The 20975-nt window shown below is 42.0% G+C and carries 1 protein-coding gene; it reads right to left on the bottom strand.

The features are described from left to right. Positions 1 to 88: 88 nt before the first annotated feature. Positions 89 to 20590, bottom strand: coding sequence for a hypothetical protein (locus PCY70_RS00115; protein WP_305767960.1), 20502 nt, complete (start codon positions 20588 to 20590; stop codon positions 89 to 91). Positions 20591 to 20975: the final 385 nt, after the last annotated feature.

The following is a 20975-nucleotide window of genomic DNA, read 5'->3' as shown; positions in this document are numbered from 1 at the left end:
CAGCACCTTTTAGCCAAAGCTTTGCAGCGGTACTAGCTCTTTGCACATAAAAAAAAGACTTCTCCCGAAGAAGAAGTCAGTCTGTTAATTAAGATTTGAACCAATTTTTAATGTTACTCCAAGCTGTGTTAATAAAAGTTTTCTTCGCAATTGCCGTGTTTTCAGTATCCGTACCTTTTGAGAATCGATTACGCGCCTCGCCTGATGCCAATTGATCGATTATATCATTTACTTTCTCAATATCTACCTCATCTAAGTCCGCTATATTCACGACAGTAATATCCAAACCTTCCACCGCTGCAAGCATCTCGACATTTGCATCATTTAACAGTAGTTTCGCATCGATCGTTATTGCTTTCAAATTTTCGAATCGATATAGTCCTGCTAATGTATTTAGATATTCCATATTTGCTAAGATCAAGTTTTCTAGTCCAGTTGCTATAAAAGTTGGTACAACATCTTCGCGTGTCAATGGCGCCATGCTTGTTGTTCTTGCATATGATACCGTCTCGCCGATGTTAGTTCCTGATAGATCCAAAGTATCGATTACAATTCCAAAATTTTCCGGTTCTCCCGATATTGCACTCACCGCACTTCTTGATGATGCCACGTCTGGCCAGTTAATTACCGTAATCGGGTTGTTTGATATATCTATCTTAGGTGTTTTCCCAGGTCTTAGTAATGACGTATACGCTGATAAATCTAGTACTTGTATATTGTTGTCGTTGATATATAGCTCCGAAACTGTGTCCGCTACGCTATCAAATTCTGTAATATTGCGTAGCTCATTAAATGCTAGATCCAAAACTGTTAGACCTTCGAAAATATATTCACCTGTATTTGTTAGTGCATTTAATCCTTCAACTTCTTTGATGCCATATCCAGGCAAGCTCAATTCTTTGTCCATTTCGTTAAATTGTGCCTTTATTTTGTCTCCATCTACAAATCCGTCATCGTTCATATGCTTTTCTGGTGTAGATCCCAAATAGAATTCGTTTGCTAATGCTTTCATTAATTTATTGTTTACCGCAATCTTGTTTGTAAAGTCGCCATTTGCTTCTGGTAACTTCTCTTCTACTGCTATGCGTACAAAGAATGTTGTCATTTGGTACCAGTCTTGCGCTTGGTACGTAATTAAATAAGTGCCCGGTTCTCTCGTAATGCCATTTACTCCGAGTCCAAATGCTTCGCCGTTTTTCGTAATTGTCGTTCTAAATCCGTCGTTACCATTCCAAGCCGGGTCGCTGTCGTCTTTGTCTGTTCTCAATCCGCCTAATGGGTCCATAGCTCTAACTGTAATATCCAATTTATCACCTACAAAATGACTAAGTTCTACAATCTCTCCTTCATTGGTTAATCGTTCGTTATAGTAAATTGCCGGAGCAACGTTATCGTTAACCGCCAGTATGATTTCTATCATGGCCACATTGCCGGCCTCGTCGGTCGCTGTATAATAAAGACTATACGTTCCTGAGAAGTTCATAATGGTATCGAGGGTTCTAGGAGTTGCAGTATATTTTCCTCCAGTACTGTTCCAGCCCCAGTTTGATATCCCCGCAAATTTCACTTCCACTTCGCCGTCTTTTTCATCCACCGCCGCAAATTCTAAATCTAAGTTTTCAAAGAAATTTCGCGCTACATTATTTTTCGCAACAGGAGGATAATACATTTTGCCATCACTTCCGCTAATTCCAGGCGACATTTCCGCTGGCTTATTTGGAGTTCCTACTGGCGTTGTCGTCCATGCGTTCGTTGTTGACGAAAGCGTTTTTCCTCCTTTAGAATCGTTTACTGTAATTACTGGTGGCGTCGTATCTGTAACCGGAACCACTGCAGCTTTTACGTCTATCGTTAGAACTAGCGGTGGCGCGATATTACCCACAGAGTCCACTGCGTTATGCGTTATTACATATTTTCCAGCAGTTTTGGTGATCTCTTCGAAATCTCCGTTGTAGGCACTACCATTTTTGGTAATCGTTCTGACTACTTTAACTGTACCATCTTTATTATCTGTTGCTGTTGTGATATCAGGAACTATGAAATCTGATCCCGCTTCTGTTTCAAATTCTGTCTCTCCGGTATATCCAAATTGCGGAGCTAGCGTATCGATAACTGCAATGGTGATCACTTTCGGAACAGCTTCGTTTCCTGCCTTATCCACCGCGCTATAAACTATTTCGTAGTTGCCCATGTATTTCGAAATATTTTTGAGTTCTCCTAAATATGGCATTGTTAAGCCATTATACTCTCGTGTCGCTTTCACTTTTACCGGTACGTTTCCATCCACTTTGTCTGTTGCTTTATATCCTTGTGGTAATGATACCGCTCCACCCACTTGTACTGTCTGATTTTGGTTGACATTCGTCACGATTGTTCCTTTATAATCTGTAAAGTTGACAGTCGGAGCTTCTTTATCGGTTGTTGGAGGAATCGGATCTATCGGCGGTAAAACGTCTCCGGTTACTTTTAATGAATGTACATACATCGCTGTTCCCGTTGCGTCTTTTGCCGTATACACAATCGTGTATTCTCCTGCTGTTTTGGCAAGGTCGCCTAACTCTGTATTTGTGATGTTATAATTAATCACTTCGTTATTTTTTATCACATATATCTTCAACAACCCGGTAGTTTCTATTGCAGGTGGCGTGAACACTTTTCCAGCTTCTACCTCTGGAAGCGCTACAGCTTTTGTAATCGGATACGTCGGAGTTTTGCCACCCACAGTGATTGCAGGCGCGCTGTCCCCTGCTGCAGGGCTAACGATTGCTAGTGTGTTAATTGTTGCCTCATTTGCGGAGCTGTCCTTTGCGGTATATCCAAATTCATAAACACCAACTTCATCGTAGTTATACTTAGCCGCCAAATCTGCTTTCGATACTTTCTCTTCTGCTAGTGCTTCGCCATTAATCTTAACATTTCTATAGATTCCGGCGTCTTCTCCCTTAAATTTATCTGCTGTTAAATCGCCATCCACATTGTCGGTGGCAACAACCCCCTGAGTTAATCCCTGACCTTTATACTTGTAGATCATGTAGTCGGCAGTATTCTCGTTAATAGCTATCGTTGGTTTAGTTAGATCTACTTCTGTACCTATCGAAATGTTGATCGTGTATTTTGCAGGTGCTTTATCAGTATATAAGAACCAGTCCACAACTTCTAAATTCACTACAATTTGATCCCCATTTTTTGCTCCCGCTACTGCAGCTTTGATTGCCGCTACTGCGTCGGTTGTATTTGCGACTATTTCATCCCCAACAGTTGCTTGTGGCATCGTCGTTACCGGAGTTATCTCTGTACCATTTTTAGTTATCGAATATTTTGCCCATCTCAAAGCTCCATCCGATACAGATAAAGTTGGATTGTACGCACCCACATCTGCAGGCGCGATCGTTACGCTCTTAGTATCTCCCGCTGCCATCGCCGCTCCACCGTAGGAAACTTCTGCCTTCTCAAATTCTTGCGAATACAACATCACTGCCATAGAAGTTTCGTTGCCAACTTCGTCTGTTGAAGTTATCGTAACTCGGTAGTTTCCTGCCTTATTCATAACGGCCATCATATCCTCAAATTTGGTAACGCCTCTCTCATCGTGTACTTCATACTTATAAGTTACAGCTCCGTCCACTTCATCTTTTGCGGTAATGGTATACGGGAATGTGTCTGCCAAATTAAATACCGCACTCGGCTTCTCTCCCAATTTATTTGATATAAATTCAAACGACGTCGCCGCATTGCCAGCCCCTTGCTTCAGTCCTTCTGCTTTAAACGTAATCACCGGCCCCGTGGCATCCACATGTATTGTTACGTTCAACGTATCGTTGTTGGTTCCATCGCTTACAGTATAAGTTATTACATAAGTTGCTTCTTCCGCACTAGTGATTCCTGCTACTCCAGCTGTAAATGCTTCGCCGTTCTTCGTCACAGTAGTTTTGATATCCGCAGTAACATTATCTGTGCCGTCCATAGCTGTTGCCGTAAGAGTTGGAATTGCGCCGTCTTTCTTCACTTTCACAGTAAAGTCGTCAGTATGCTCAGTGGTTCCATCGTTTACTGCTATTTGAGGTACAGTTGTATCCACACCAGCCGCCACATATTCCAATGCTATATTAAAAGTTTGGTCTGGCACATTGTATGCCTTTGTTACAAATTTCACAGTAAACTTATCTCCAACTGCTGGAGCTCCCAACGCAGTGTTGATGTCAGTGATCGCCTTTGGAAGGTCAGTCATCTTTCCAGTAGCAGGTGTCAAAATCTCACCGCCGCCTACCTTAGTGGCAGAATACGTAAATTGGTTTAGTGAATCTTCAATAATTTCGATCGTCGGTGCGTATGGCATTCCTACATTCAACTTGTGCTCTATTTCATTCGTAACCTCGTTATACGTCTTTCCATTATATACGAATTTTACAGGAACATATTCTTTCACAGTTAGCTTAACAATCATTTCTGCAGTATTTCCGGCATCATCAGTTGCGGTGAAAGTTACAAAGTAATTGCCTTTCTTTTTGGTGATATCTTCCAATTTTTCAAGAGTAATCACAGGTTCAGTAATTTTATTCTCGCGTACTTCCCAGGTCAGTTCAACATCTTTTGAGATATTGTCTGTGACGTTTGTTGTAACCGTAATAATATCTCCTTGAGTCATGCTCTCAAACATCGTAAACATAGTTTCCCCGTCAGGATACGGATTAGCGCTACTAAATGTCTGAGGCTCTCCTGGTGTTTCCTCTTTGCCATACTTGTATCCGCTAAATGTAAACGTAATCACAGGCTTTTCGTCATCCGCTACAGCCTTAACCACTACTTCTACTTCTTTCGGTTCGGCCTTATTTCCAGCAATATCTTTTGCGGAGTAAATAATTCGATGCGTGCCTACTTTGTTTGTATCAACAGTAGTACTAATTTTGTTATCTGGGTCCATAACCGCCACGTTAACAGTAACTACGTCGTCTCTATCATCAGTTGCGCTAGGAACTGGCGGCATAGTGAATGCCCCCCCTTGAGCCACTTCATATTTAAGCGGGTCTGGATCAGCTATAACCGGAGCTATCTCATCTGGAGTTGCGACAACATTTACAGTTAGGAAAAACTCGGCATAGTCGCCTCTAGTTGCATGTAAATAACCTTGCCATTGAGATGCGTAATACGATAACTTATGCGTACCTTCTTGCGTACCCAACGCTTTAACCATATCCCATATTTGAGTATCGGTATAAAGTTTGTTTGTCGAAGCTCCTGTGTCATCTACTTGATATGGCTGTTGTGTTGCAGCAAGCACTAAATCATTTCCACTGGCATCTTTATGCGGAAGTACTTGGGTCTCAACTCCAGCGATAGTGCTCACAATCTTCACTGGCGCCTTTCCTGCTCGCAATGAATTATCATACGGTACGACGTTTGGTGCGAGAGTTCCGGTCGTCTCCACTACATGCTCGATAGTAGCCTCGGCTAAATCATCTTGCAATACGTCTTCAAAATAAAATACTGGTTTTTGATTATCTTGAATAACGGTAGTATACATAAACATAGATGATTTGGTTGGGTCATTCTTGTTGGTTGCTTTAACAGTTGTTGTGTAATAAGCCGGAGTTTTAAATATATCCTCTAGCGGTACAGTTTGAGATAAGTTGGCAATGCTCGCGGTATAATCCACTTGAAGATCTGCCTCGATATCTGTTGTGTGAGTAATATCCAGAGTTTCTGGGGTATCGGTCATTAACCTAAATACTTGCTTTCCGGCTACTACCGAATTTCCAGTTCGCTCATCTGTTACAGTAATCACCGGAAGCCCTGTCGCATCTACCGCTTCTTCTGAAACTACAATTGTCATCGTCAATTTGTCTGTTGCAACTCCGTCTGTTGCAGTATAAACAGCTTTATACGTTCCCGGTGTTTTTGTAATGTCAGGGAATTTGTTATCCTTAATAATAGTATTTGATTCATCCGTAACAATTCTGGTAAGTTTTGCCATTGCAGCGTTCTCGACCATAGTTACATTAACAATCAAAGCTTCATTTTTCTTAAGATTTAGCGTTTGCGTATCTCCCGCATCTACGCCGTTGTAATATATAACCGGCGGGATCTCATCCACTACTTTAATTTGAACATCCTTTGTCGCTTCATTTCCATATGCGTCCCTTGCTAAGAATATTACAGAATACGTACCACTCAAGCTAGTCACGGTGGCTTCTGTCCACGCGTTATCAGTATTAAGGAATCCGCCCGGTCTTCTAATAATGGAATACGTCGTATCTAATTTCACTCCGTTTTCATCTGTTGCGACAATAGCCGGAATCACAAACTCCTCGCCAACGTCAAACTCAAGCTTCGCATCTGGTGGAATCGTAAATGTAATTCCTTCGGCAACTGCCTCTGTGATGGTTACCGTAATAACAACCGGTTCGGACACATTGTTCTCCGAGTCTGTTGCAGTATAAGTAAACGTAAACACAGTCCCCACTTCTGCAGCTGTATCAAAAGCAGTCTCAGTTCCGTTGACGCTCACTTTGTATGTTGCAGTAACTTCGCCGTCTTCCACATCGGTAGCTTTCAATTCAGGTATATCAAATTTTCCGCCCTGAGCGACATCGTATTCTAATATATCTGGTACAGTAATCACTGGTGCGTTCGCCGCTGGAGCCACAGTTAGCGTCTGTAAGAACATTCCCGCTTTTTCTGGATTGGCGTTATCCACTGCCATATATCCAATCGTATATATGCCCTCTTCATTTGCAAGCGCCTTCACATCGTCGATTGTCGCATCGCCGTTTATCATTGTTACATCGAGTGTCTCTTTTTCTCCTGCAGATTTTAATATTGCTATTTTTAATGTAGCATCTGGTGGAATAACAACATTCGGCGTATACGCTTTACCTTTCGTTGTTTCTACAGCTTTAAACTCCATCTTGGTGCCTTCAGTATTTGTATATGCAGCTTCGGCGCCATCTACTGTAATGCTTGGATTTTCTGCTTGTTGTGCTTTGTTAGGAGTCGTAAATACATACACTGTAGATTTAATCGCATTGCTATCTTTATCTGAAACTTCATATACATACTGGTGCAATCCAAATGTCGCTGCCTTGCCTGTGTCATCATCGGCGCCAGTTGCTCCCACAAATGTTGCCTGAGTTTCGCCTGCAGGGTTAATAAGCGTACGTTGCGTTTTGCTGATCAAGCTTCCATCTTCTCTATCGGTTGCCGCAAATGGGAAAAATGCTCGACCCTTGGTACTGATTGTAATAATATCTTTTGTTGCCACGTTGTTGATTCCGAAGGACGGCTCTGCTTGATCATGGGCAGTAGTGTGAATATGCGTCAAAGCCTGAGCGCCCTTAGCGTTTGTTGCCGTAAAAGTAGTTGTTATTACGTTTACTCTAGCTTTGGATACAGGAATACTTCCGTGTGAAGCCGATTGTTTCCAATCAGAGATCTGTGCACTCGTATCGTCCAGTAAAGTTTTGATATAGTCTTCAGTTGGAGCCGCTGCAGCTAAGTCGGTGGTAATTTCTTCCTTTAAAGTCGAGCCATCTGCGAATTTTGGTCCATCAGTAACTACATTTATGGTCCCTACAATAGTCTTATTTAATGTAGAATCGAAAGTATCTTCCGCAACAAAGGTTAAAGTATAAGTTCCTGCCGCATTTGTTATATCCTCGACAGTTCCGGTCCAAGCATTGTCGCCCACTTTCTTAACTGTAGGACCAGATGCATTAATATCGACTCCTTCGTCTGTTGCCGTTGCTTGAATAAGCGGTAAGATGTCTAACATTTTAAATGTCAACTCAAAATCTTCGGTATAAGAATTAGTTTCATCGGTTACAGTTAACACTGGCGCAGTATTCTCACCCGCAGTTACTGTTATTTCCTCGATATATGTCCCCGCTTTTGTAGGGTCAGTATTGTCAATAGCCATATATGCGATAGTAAAGATTCCTGCGGTCCTTGCAACAGTTTTAACATCGTCGATCGAACCATTCAATGTCACTACTTCTACATCTCTATTTGGACCTACTGGTGTTGTAGATAGCACGATAGTCTGAACCGAACTATTCACAAACGGATATACCACCTCAGGCATGAATGGCGTATATTGCGCAAGCGTCCTCGTCTCCACAGTTAGCTTATCTGGAGTAGTATATGTCGGAGTTTTGCCATCCACAGTAATCTCCAATTTATTTGGATCATCGTTCTTCGGCACCGCAATGCCAAAGAACGTCGCATCTTCTGTATGCCCATCGCTATCTGTTATCTCATGTCTATGCTGATACAAACCAAACTGATCAACTTTTGCTTCAGTTGCAGAATCTTTATAGCCTGTGTAAGTGCCAATAACTTCGCCATCAGGGCCGGTTAGCGTTCTTGTGGTAGCAGGAATTAAGCTTCCATCTTTCTTATCTGCTGCTGCAAACGGATACCATTCCTGACCTTTTACTATCGGCAAAATATTATCCTTTGCAGTCGTGTTGAATATATAGAACGCAGGCTCCTCCTGATCTAGTGCCAATGTGCGTGTATAAACTAGATCATTTACTTTTCCATCTAATGTTGCCGTAAACGGAATGCGTACTACATTAACTTTGTTATTTAAAAATTTATTGCTATATCCCCACGTAACTTTTCCAGGAGTAACAGTTACGTCCGGGTCCTCTGCGAATTGAGTATCAAGCATGCTCTTTAGAGTGGCCGCCAGATCTGCTGCCTCTATCGACGGAGCGTCTGGAGCGATAGAGTTCAAATGGATATCCTCTTTCTCGAGTTCGCCATTAGCAAATGTTGGAGCACCCACCACCACTGCCGCTTTCACAGTTACATTAATAATCATCTGCGTTTCGTTGGTTCCATCAAAAGCTTTAATATCAATTACATACGCAGTGTCCGCCGCTGCCAACTTATTAAGCTCAGCTTTTAGAGCCGTCGCGATATCGGCAGCCGTTGCCCCCGTAATTGCTACACCAGCAAGCGTAACAGTAGGCACAATAGTAGCCTTATCAGTAACAGTAATCGACACCTCTGGTGCAGTCATAGCCGTCATTTCAAACGCGCCAGTAGTAGGAGTCGCACTTTGAGCGTTCAGACTAAATTCGCCTGCAGTAAAGTCGATACTCGGAAATACGGTATCTGGTTCGCTCTCTACAACTGTAACAGCCACTGATTGCTGGTCTGCTCTATTTCCTGCTCGGTCTACCGCATCATAACGAATCTTGTACTCGTTAAGTTTAGATGTATCGACCGCATCAACAATCACGCCTTCCTCTTCAAGCGCAATTTTATTTTCGTCCGTCAAAACAATTGCCATCAACTCGGCAATCTCCGCAGTTTCCAATCCTGTCACATCATAAATCGTAGTTATAACCGTTAATCTGTCTGTGCTATTATCAGTTACAGCTGGCACTGGAGGCATCTCAAACTCATCGCCCTTATTCACCTCAATTTTAGCATTAGCCGGAGCCGCGATCACTGGTTTTTCGGTATCCGCGCCTGGTGCCACTGCCAACGCGTCTACATTGATGGTCACTTCTGCATTTTTGTCAACTCCCAGAGCATTACCTGGCTGCCAATCTTTTGCCACAAATCGTAGCTTATACTTTCCTACGGTCTCTCCAACTTTATTTAGCGAATCTACAAATCCTGTACCCGCAGTTTTGTCGTTAAACTTAATCAATGCCGATTCGGTACCACCCGGAGGCGTAATATGAACTCCCGATCCACCAGCATTTAGCGAGTTGTCTGTTATTGAAATATCGGCGGCATTAAATCTCTCTGTTGGGTTTAACGTAATATCAAGCGCCCCTTTATTTGGTATTGCTTCTCCTTTATAACTAATTACCGGAACACTGGTATCCACAATTCTAATACTAATGCGTCTTACCGTCGCCTTGTCACCATCTTTAGCTTGTAGAGTAACGGTGTAATACCCTGGCACATTTAAGAATTGCTCTATAGTTGAAAATTGCGTATTGTTATCATGCGTAATATTGGAAACTATAACCTCCAGCGGTGTTGCTGCATCTGATTTGGTAGCAGAGTATTGTACCAATTTCTGGAATTCTTCTACAGTGGTATTCATCGCGACTTCGTGGTTATAAGGCGTCGTACCTCCAGCATCTTCGTCCTCGCTTCTAACAATGCCGTTCTTATCTTTAATCGTAATGATCGGCGCGTTTTCTACCGCTTCTGGAGTCCCATCTTTAACTTCAATCTGAATATAAATAGATCTCCAATTGATAGCGTCATTAGCGGAGTAAATAACAGTGTAATTGCCCGCTACTTGATTTGGAATTTCCGAAATATCGATTTCCTTTCCATCTACCTTAAATTTTGGTGGCAAACTTCCGGATGGCGTGCCCGGAGCAATTAATCCTGGATATATATCAAATCTAATCGCAGGTACAGGAGTATTCGCATCAGTTACGATAATTTCTGGTGCATATACCGATCCCTTGGTCAAAGCCTTCTCCCCGGTCAATTCGATCAACGCCTGATTTGCTTGTTCAGTTCCGTTATACCAAATCACCGGTGCTGTCGCATCAGTAACGTTCACCGTAATCGTATAAGTTCCCGGTACACCAGACGCAGATGTCGCACTATAAATTATTCTATATGTTCCGGAAATATCGGTGAGCGCATCTTCGCGTATAATAGAATTGGTCTTGTTTAAGATTGTTCTTTTCACCTCAAGCGGCTTTTGTAAATACCCATCAACCGCAGTGACATCTGGTATAGTAAATTCCGAACCAGACTCTATTTCATACATAGGCTCTCCCGGATTAAAGAATATCGCACCAGCCATTTCCGCAACTACCTCAACAGTAATTGTATATGGAGCCGATGTCGCACCAGCAGAGTCAGTTGCTGTATAAGCGACAGTATATACGCCCGCCACTGCAATCATCTCAGCAAGACTAGCTATCGGATTATTGCCAGAATCTGTAATTGCGTGAGTCACGGCAACCTCTTTATTTGCAGCATCGTCTTCTTTATCAGTTACGATAGGAGTTGGAAATACAAATAATTCGTCATTGAGAAGTACTGTATATTTATCTTGACCTAACGGAGTGATTTTTGGCGCAGTGTTCGCGGCGGTTACAGTTAAAGTAATCGTTAAAGTATCGGTTAAAGTTGAATCAGTCGCATCAGCTGCTGTAATCACGACCGTATGCGGACCAATAGGCAACGCCTTGATTGCGTTATCAAATTCTGCTGGTGTATGAGGTACAGCTGGAGCTCCGTCTATAGAATAAGTCAGCTTTGCATCAGTCTCATTAGTAGTAATCGCCTTTAACGTTCCGCCCACTTCGATAGTTTCGGTTATTGCATCAGTCGATACTCCATCATAAGAAATTTCTGGTGCCACATTCGCGGCGGTTACAGTTAAAGTAATCGTTAAAGTATCGGTTAAAGTTGGCTCAGTCGCATCAGTCGCTGTAATCACGATTGTATGCTCACCAGCAGTCAACTTCTTGATTGCGTTATCAAATTCTGCTGGTGTATGAGGTAAAGCTGGAGCTCCGTCTATAGAATAAGTCAACTTTGCATCAGTCTCATTAGTAGTAATCGCCTTTAACGTTCCGCCCGCTTCGATAGTTTCGGTTATTGCATCAGTCGATACTCCATCATAAGAAATTTCTGGTGCCACATTCGCGGCAGTTACAATCAAATTAATCGTTAAAGTATTGGTTAAAGTTGAATCAAGCGCATCAGTCGCTGTAATCACGATCGTATACTTACCAACAGGCAACGCCTTGATTGCGTTATCAAATTCTGTTTGTGTGTGAGGTAAAGCTGGAGCTCCGTCTATAGAATAAGTCAGCTTTGCATTATTCTCATTAGTAGTAATCGCCATTATAGTTCCGCCCTCTGCGATCACTACAGTGGTTTCATCAGTTGGTACTCCGCCATAAGAAATTTCTGGTGCCACATTCTTAGGTATAATAGTAATCGTCGCTTTTAGCGTGCCCGTATTAGTTCCATCGCTTACAGTATAAGTGATCACATACGTCGCTTCTTCGGCACTGGTAATTCCTTCCACTCCTTCTGTAAATGCTTCGCCGTTCTTCGTCACAGCAGTTTTGATATCAGCGGTAACATCAGTTGTTTCATCCATCGCTGTTGCCGTAAACGTTGGAATAGTCTCTCCTACTTCCAGCTCTACCTCAAAGTCTTTGGTATGAGCAGTAGTTCCATCATTTACAGTAATTTGCGGTACAGTTGTATCCACATCAGCCGCCACATATTCCAATGCTATATCAAAAGTTTGGTCTGGCACATTGTACGCTTTTGTTACAAATTTCACAGTAAACTTATCTCCCAATACTGGAGTTCCCAACGCAGTGTTGATATCAGCAATCGCCTTTGCAATGTCGCTCTTTTCGGTAGTAGGTGCCAAAATCTCACCGCCACCTACCTTAGCTACAGAATACGTAAAGTTGTTTAGTGAATCCTCAATAATTTCGATCGTCGGTGCGTATGACTCTCCTACCTTCAATTTGTGCTCTATATCATTTTTAACTTCTTTATACGATTGCCCGTTATAGACAAACTCCACCGGAATGTATTCTTTCACAGTTAGCTTAACAATCATTTCTGCAGTATTTCCGGCCTCATCAGTTGCTGTGAAAGTTACAAAGTAATTGCCTTTCTTTTTGGTGATATCTTCCAAATTTTCAAGAGCCATCGGAGGTTCAGCAATTTTATTCTCGTACGCCTTCCATTCTAGTTGAACATCTTCTGAGATATTGTCTGTGACGTTTGTTACAACAGTAATAATATCTCCTTGAGTCATGTTCTCAGCCATCGTAAACATAGTTTCCCCGTCAGGATACGGATTAGCGCTACTAAATGTCTGAGGAGCTCCTGGTGTTTCTTCTTTGCCATACTTGTATCCGCTAAATGTAAACGTAATCACAGGCTTTTCGGTATCTACCGCTTCTGCCACAGTTACAGTAACTACAACTTCATTCGATTTAACTCCCTCGGAGTCGGTCGCGACAAATGTTACTTTATAAACTCCAGCTTTCGATAGCATTGTCGCAACATCTTCTATAGTTGCATCCGTGGAGTCTTTGATTGTATGAGTTACAGAAATCGGTTTGCTTGCCGCATCGTCCTCTTTGTCTGTTGCATTCAATTCTGGTAACGCAAAGTCTACTGCACCTACAGTGGCAGTTACATTGGCATCTTCAGGATTTTTCAAAGCCAATACCGGCGCTTCGTTTGCAGGATCTGTTACTGTAACAGTAACTTCAACTGGGTCAGATACACCTCCCGCACTGTCAGTTGCAATATATTTTACGGTGTATATTCCAGCTTTTTCCACCATCTTTGCAACGTCGGCAACTATCGCATTATCGGCATCGTAAATCGTAGAAGTAGCTGTTAGAGGGCCATCCTCAGGATCTTCCGCGTTTACATTTGGTAAGGTGATTACTGCTCCTACAGTTGTAGTAAGCTCTGTCTCGGTTGGCGGTGTAATAACAGGCTTTTCATTTGCCGTTACTGTCACCAGTTCTGCGTATACGCCACCCTGTCCTCCAGCGGACTCTGCGGTGAGAATTACGAAATACCTTCCAGGCTCTTCAACATTTAACGCTTTATAATCGATATCGGTTGGCGATACGTTATCCACATTATTAGCGCCATTCAGCTTAAATACTCTACCAACTACTGCCGCCGGGTCTGCTCCTTCTGTTATTGTAATAGTCTGTGCATACGGCTGATGTTGCGCCAAATCAACTCTCGGTACAGTGGTGTCTTTTAGTGGCCATGTCGAAATCGCTCTACCATCTACAGTAAATATCGGAGTTCCAGGAATCACGACGGTATCTTTATCTTTAGCTATCGGCGATGCCACAAACGTATAATTCAAACTTGCCGCATTGCTATCAGAATCTAGCAGTTCATAATTTATCTCATACGCACCAGGTCCTTTATTAAACGTAACTGCAAGACCACTAGCTCCCTTGTAGATATGTCGGCGAGCAACAATTTCCTCCCCAGCTTTCGATACAGTCATATATACTCCTGTTCCCTCTGCTGGCTTAAACGTGAACAAATCTCCGTCTTTTGCATCTAAGGCAGTTATTCCTGGTGAAACACTGGTAGCTTTGTCCGAGAACCCTATCGTATCCCAGGCTTTTTCATTTGCCTCAAAGTGTGGCTTCTCATTAGTTGCATCTGGCATGATTACCACTATAATCTCGAGAGTTTTTGAAGCGTCTCCTGGGTGTGTATACGTCAGCGAGTATGATCCATGTTTACTTGAATCCACCTCTGTCTGATTACCTTTTCCAGTCAATCGAACTATTACCGGAGTTAATACCTCTCCTGCTGCACCGTCAACTACAGCCTTCACTTCTGGTGCAGTATATGTGTCGCCCTTAGATAATGCGATCCCGGCATCTTGATTTGCGGCATTGCCATCTCGTATAAAGTCAACTCCCGCAAACGATTCTATCACTTTAATCGTTACTACAATAGTTTTATCGAGGCTAGAATCAAATCCGTCCGCAACAACATAGGTCACAGTATATTCTCCAACTTCTGCCGTATTGATATCAGCCAGCCCACCAGGTAAAACGGTTTCTCCTTTTTTTACAACAGGGTCTGCCACAGTAACATCGATTCCGTTATCCGTCGCCGTTGCGCTAAGAGTTGGTGCCGGCTCGTTTAGCATAACAGTTGTTACTGTATTTGAAGTATAATTACTTTCTCCATTTGTTACGGTCAAAACTGGCGCAGTATTCTCGCCCGGAGTTACTGTTATCTGTTGAGCATATACCCCTGCGTCGTTACCACTTTTTGCCATATATACAACTTCATATTCCCCAGCCGTTTCTGCTATTGCTTTCACCGCATCTACAGTGGTGACTTTGTCTTCTACTACAGTCACTTCCCAGCCAGCGGTAATAGGATCAGATTTCAGTATCGTAATCTCCAACGTGCTTCCATCTGCGATTTCTACAGCAGGTACATAAGGTGCGTATTGCTCTATCGTTTTTTTCGGAACTTCCAGATCTATATTGTTGGTCTTATATTCAGGTGCAAGAGTGTCTACAGTTATCGACGGACCTGCTTCATATTGAGTTTTATTTGGATGTATAACACCATAAAATGTCGCGGTTGTAGAATTGGTATCGCTATCTGTTACTTCATATACGTATTTGTGAATGCCATATGCATTCGCCTTGGCCTCTGTCGAAAGTATTGGTCCTGTATATGCTCCTGTAGTATTTCCAGTAGGGTCTATTAAAGTTCTACTAGTTTGATCTATCATCACTCCATCTTTTTTATCGGTTACAGCAAATGGGAAGAATGTACGACCCTTAGGGCTATGAACTATCGCATCTCTAGACGATGAATTAAATATTCCAAACGATGGCGCTTCCTGATCTACAACAGTGTACTGAGTATAAGTTAAATCGCTAGCAATGCCGCCCGCATTTGTTGCTGTAAAAGTAGTTGCTATCACATTTACTCTTTCGCTATTAAATACCGGATTTAATCCATACGCAGCTTTTTGCGCAAAATTCGAAATTGTAGCCGTTGAATCAGATAGCAACGCGGCCAAATCGGCTTCCTTTATAACAGTTGCATTCAATTTAGTTTCCTGAACAGTTTTTGTTACCCCGCCATCTTTAAATTCTGGACCAGCCGCAGCAGTTACAGTTAAAGTAATCGTTAAAGTATCGGTTAAAGTTGGCTCAATCGCATCAGTCGCTACGATCACGATTGTATGCGTACCAGCAGTCAACGCCTTGATCGCGTTATCAAATTCTGTTGGTGTATGAGGTACAGCTGCCTCTTCGCCGATTTTGAAAGTCAGCTTTGCATCAGTCTCATTAGTAGTAATCGCCGCTAAAGTTCCGCCCGCTGTAATCGAAAGCGTTTTTGTATCTCCAGCATCTGCTCCATCATAAGAAATTACTGGTGCCACATTCGCGGCAGCTACAGTTAAAGTAATCGTTAAAGTATCGGTTAAAGTTGGCTCAGTCGCATCAGTCGCTGTAATCACGATTGTATACTCACCAGCAGACAACGCCTTGATCGCGTTATCAAATTCTGTTGGTGTATGAGGTACAGCTGCCTCTTCGCCGATTTTGAAAGTCAGCTTTGCATCAGTCTCATTAGTAGTAATCGCCGCTAAAGTTCCGCCCGCTGTAATCGAAAGCGTTTTTGTATCTCCAGCATCTGCTCCATCATAAGAAATTACTGGTGCCACATTCGCAGCAGTTACAGTTAAAGTAATCGTTAAAGTATCGGTTAAAGTTGGCTCAAGCGCATCAGTCGCTGTAATCACGATCGTATACTCACCAGCAGTCAACGCCTTGATCGCGTTATCAAATTCTGTTGGTGTATGAGGTACAGCTGGAGCTCCGTCTATAGAATAAGTCAACTTTGCATCAGTCTCATTAGTAGTAATCGCCGCTAAAGTTCCGCCCGCTGTAATCGAAAGCGCTTTTGTATCTCCAGCATCTGCTCCATCATAAGAAATTACTGGTGCCACATTCGCAGCAGCTACAGTTAAAGTAATCGTTAAAGTATCGGTTAAAGTTGAATCAGTCGCATCAGTCGCTACGATCACGATTGTATGCGTACCAACAGGCAACGCCTTGATTGCGTTATCAAATACTGATTTATCATAATCAACTGCTGCCTCTTCGCCGATTTTGAAAGTCAGCTTTGCAACATCTTCACTAGTAGTAATATCCTTTAACGTTCCGCCCACTTCGATAGTTTCGGTTGCATCAGTCGATATTCCATTATAAAAAATTTCTGGTGCCACATTCGTGGCAATAGTGAGGTTGATCGTAAATTTATCTGCAAGACCTGCATTGTCTGTTGCGGTTACAACAATTTTATAAACCCCAGCTGCAAGTGTCTTAATTTTAGTGTTCAGATCTGCTTGAGTTGTATATGTGCCTTCGCCCTCGATAGCAAATGACCAAGTTATAGGATCATTTTCTGCGTCGACTGCTGTGATCGACTTTGTTAATTCGCCGTTTTGAGCAATGGATTCGTCTACCGTTTCGCCTGCTGCTGCCCCATCATAGTGTATCACTGGTGCACCATTAACTTTTACTGTCACAAGTAACGTACCGCTTTTTGTACTGTCTATACTATCTGCAACAGAATAAGTGATAATGTACTCACCCGCCGCGTTAGGAATAGTGTCGATTCCTCCTGTAAAGTCTGCTCCATCTTTTGTTATAGAAATAGTAGGTGCGTTCACTGTTAAATCTACATCTTTTCCATCGTCTGTTGCGCTAAGAGTAATTTCTGGCGCAGCATCTCCCATATTTATTTCAATTGGAGTCTGGAGTATTGCTCCCTTGTATGTTGCACTAACTATAGGCATCTCGTTTTCCGCAACCACGACGGTTATCACCACAGAAGAAGTTTTGGTCTGAGGTGGCTCCTCGCTTGTCTCGTATTGTACTTCATACGTATATTTATAAGTGCCAGGATTTTTCAACGCTGTGTCAGGATCGGTTACTTCGGCATCGGTAGAATCGGTTATTTTAGCAGTAACGTCTTGTGGTACTGTATTATTTTTGGTGGTATATGTGCCCTTCAATTTAGGTGCAGCTTCTCCGGCGATCATGTTGATTTGCCCATCGGCAGTAAAAGTTTTTTCGCTCTCTGCTCCTTCATTAAGAATTATTGAAAATTTAGGTGCATTACCCTCAGGGTCCTCTTTTATCAATACATTAATTTCCAGCGTCGCTTCATTTTTCGACTTGTCTACTGCAGTATAAGTAATAGTATACGTCCCTGGCTGATTAAGAGTAGTAGTCTCACTTGGCACTTCCACTGGTGGGTCACCCATTGTCACCGTTCGAGTAGGTGTTAGGTCCCCATCATAATTATCAGTCGCAGTAACAGTAAGCGCGCTTAGATCAAATGACCCGCCAAATTCAATCACTTGATTTAGCTCTCCGTCATAAGTAATTTCTGGTTTCTTGTCATCAATCACTTTAATCGTCGCTGTTAGCGTTGCGCTTTTGCTAGGGTCTTCCACATCTGCGACCGACCAAGTTGCGGTATAAGTTCCTACTTTTTTCATGAGCGCATCAAAATCAGCTATGTCCTCATTCACAGCTTCTCCGACGTCATTAATAGTTTGCGTAATCGTCAAGGTTATTTTTGACGCATCAATATTAACCTCTCCGTCCTTTGCGGATGCAGTCAAGCTGTTTAGAGAGTCTGCCGTATCTCCAAAAGTTTGATCGAGGTTGAAGTCGCCATTATAGCTTACTGCGCCATGAGAAATGGTAATTTTAGGCATAACATTTTCGATAACTTCTATAGAAATTTCCTTAGTTGAGGAAGCCGTAAGTGTAGTCGAGTCTGTGGCTTGATATGCGATTTTATACGTTCCAGCTTCTGCAAACGTGTATGGGTCCGTCAAAGCTTTTGCGTTAGTAAAGTCTGGCGCAGCGCCTCCTTCTACAACCGTATATTTGATTTCCACAGGATATGTGGCTGCCTGAGAGTGACCCACCATTTCTGGGTCCACAGCTGTTAGCGCTGGAACAGTATATGCGATTCCTGCGAACGGGGATTTTGGAGTCTCTGAATACTCGTCAAACGTTGGTGGCTGATTTTCTGATACAGTAACAGGTTTTTTCACCGGCGCCGCTGGAATGTTTTTGTCATTCGTATAATTAACTACCAACATGTATTCACCAGGTGTCGTAGTATCGATCTTCTCAATATCTTCTCCCGCAGCATTGGTATAGGAAATTACTATTCCTTCAGCATCGCTTGCAATTGGTTTCGAATCTACTAAAATTGATAGTGCGGTACTAGAGATATCATATTCTGCTTCACTCATGTATGATACTTCTTCGAGATATTTGATCACATCCAGAGTTGGTGCGCCTATCGCTGTCACTGTCAAGTTGATCACAACTGGATCACTAGTCATTCCGCCTTCTCTAGTTTCATGTGCTACATAAGTGATAGTATATTTTCCGGGTAGCAGAAAAGAGAACGTGCTATCGGTTTTTAAATCTAACTCTCCTGGTGATTCAAAGCCAGCTACTTCTGCAGATTCAATTGTATATTTAATTACAAGCTCATCCCCATCAACATCGGTTGCGATAATCTGAGGAATAGGAAACGTGTCTCCTATATTCGATGTATAGTCAGCAGAAATAGAATTTTTATCCAACACAGGTTTTTCACCATCTGCTGTTACCTTAAGATCGCGAGTAACCGGTTTTGCGTCGACAACTTCAGTTGTATCTGGATCTGTGTATGATGCGGTATAGGTGAATGTGTAATCCCCGGCACCGCCAGCTTTTATAGCATCTATGGCAGCAGCACTATTACCTGGAGCAGGTCCTGACGGTAAAGTGGTTATCATCAAAGCGCCTTTTTTCTCTACTGTCACTTCATAAGTAATCCCTGGACTATCATGATTCAAAGCATTATCACCATAATCAAAACTTGGATATGGCCACTTATATTGATCGATATTCTTAAGAGCGATTGAAGAAGGATTAGTGTCACTCAGATTAATAATCAGTTCGCCCTTTTCTAGTGAAGTAACATTTACTGTGATCACTAATGTCTCTGTATTCGCAGGATCTATATATTTATATGTGATTGTATATTGCCCCACCGCATCTTCTATATTATCAATTGTGCCACTCCAATTTGAGTCACCAACTTTCTTAACCTCTGGAACAGGGTTCGTCACTTCTGTAGCTGTAATCATAAAGTGGCTGCTTTTTATATCACCCGCACCCAATGTAGTATCCAGAGTTGTATCTGTTGTAATCATTTGACCCTTGAATTTTCCATCTGTTATTAGAACCCCAAGACTTGGACTAGTTATAACATTCACTTCGTATACTGCTTGAGAATCGCCTTCATTTGCATAGTATGATACCGTATATGTAATTTCCTCTTCAGCGGCTCTAAGCCTTGTAAAGGCATCACGGCTCGAGCTTATTGCTAATACACCCTCTTCTTCCTGTATATCTTTTCCATTTTCAGTAATTCTTGAAAACAAAGGCAACGATGCGTCTGGATCAAGCGATACTGTTGGAAGTATGTATTCTTCTCCTGCATATATAGTCTTTTTCGTGCTAACTGCTGTATATGGGTAAGTCGCGCTTACATCAACCCGTTGACCGTCTACATATATTTCTGTTAACGAATTAATAGCAAACTCATCGGGGGAATCCTCCGAAACTTTAAAACTGTCTGGCACCATTGTCGCAATGCCACCGTTTTCTTCTGTTGATTCTTCATCGAATTCAAAGTCTTCAATATTTTCTTCTATTTCTTTCTCTTCTTGTTCAAAGAAATCTTCGTAACTATTCATAGTTTCATCTATAAAGACATCGTCAAAACTATCGCCGAAACTATCGTCGAAACTACTGTCAAAACTTTCATCAAAAACGTCTGCATCTCCATATGGATAAAATATTTCATCCAACAATTCTTCTTGTTCTATCATTTCTTCAAATATACCCAAGCTATCATCTAAAAAGTTATCAAACTCCATAGAATATGCTGGAATATTTAAAGTAAACGATGTAGTTGCCATGAGTAGGGCAAGCTTTCGTTGTAATTTGTTCATATTATAGTACTCCTTTTTCTTTTAACATTACAAAAAACTTTTTCACTATAACTTTGATTGCGGTAAAGCCGGATTTGGTTAAAATATGCCAACTTTACGATAAAGACATTTTAACGCCCGCTGCTGCTTTTGTCAATAGTTATGGAAAAAAAATGTAACTGGGAATTTTTGCTTTGCTATGTTGACCTTTTGAAATCAGTATGCTCATATGTTCCAAAAAATATAACTAATTCAAATAGTACTTGGCAAGTTGTTCGCTTTTTTGAGATTTTTTTCCAAAAAAGCGTTGACACTCTATATTTTTTGTGCTACCATGCCAATGTAATTGAGCTTTAAAGTTCAGTACAAATCAAATTAATTGAACCCATTTAGCGTTTTATGTTAA

It is taken from the genome of Candidatus Epulonipiscium viviparus (genome assembly GCF_030708075.1).
Taxonomy (GTDB): Bacteria; Bacillota; Clostridia; order Lachnospirales; family Cellulosilyticaceae; genus Epulonipiscioides; species Epulonipiscioides viviparus.
Note: the sequence above shows the minus strand (reverse complement) of the source record. Positions and strands in the feature narration are given on the sequence as shown.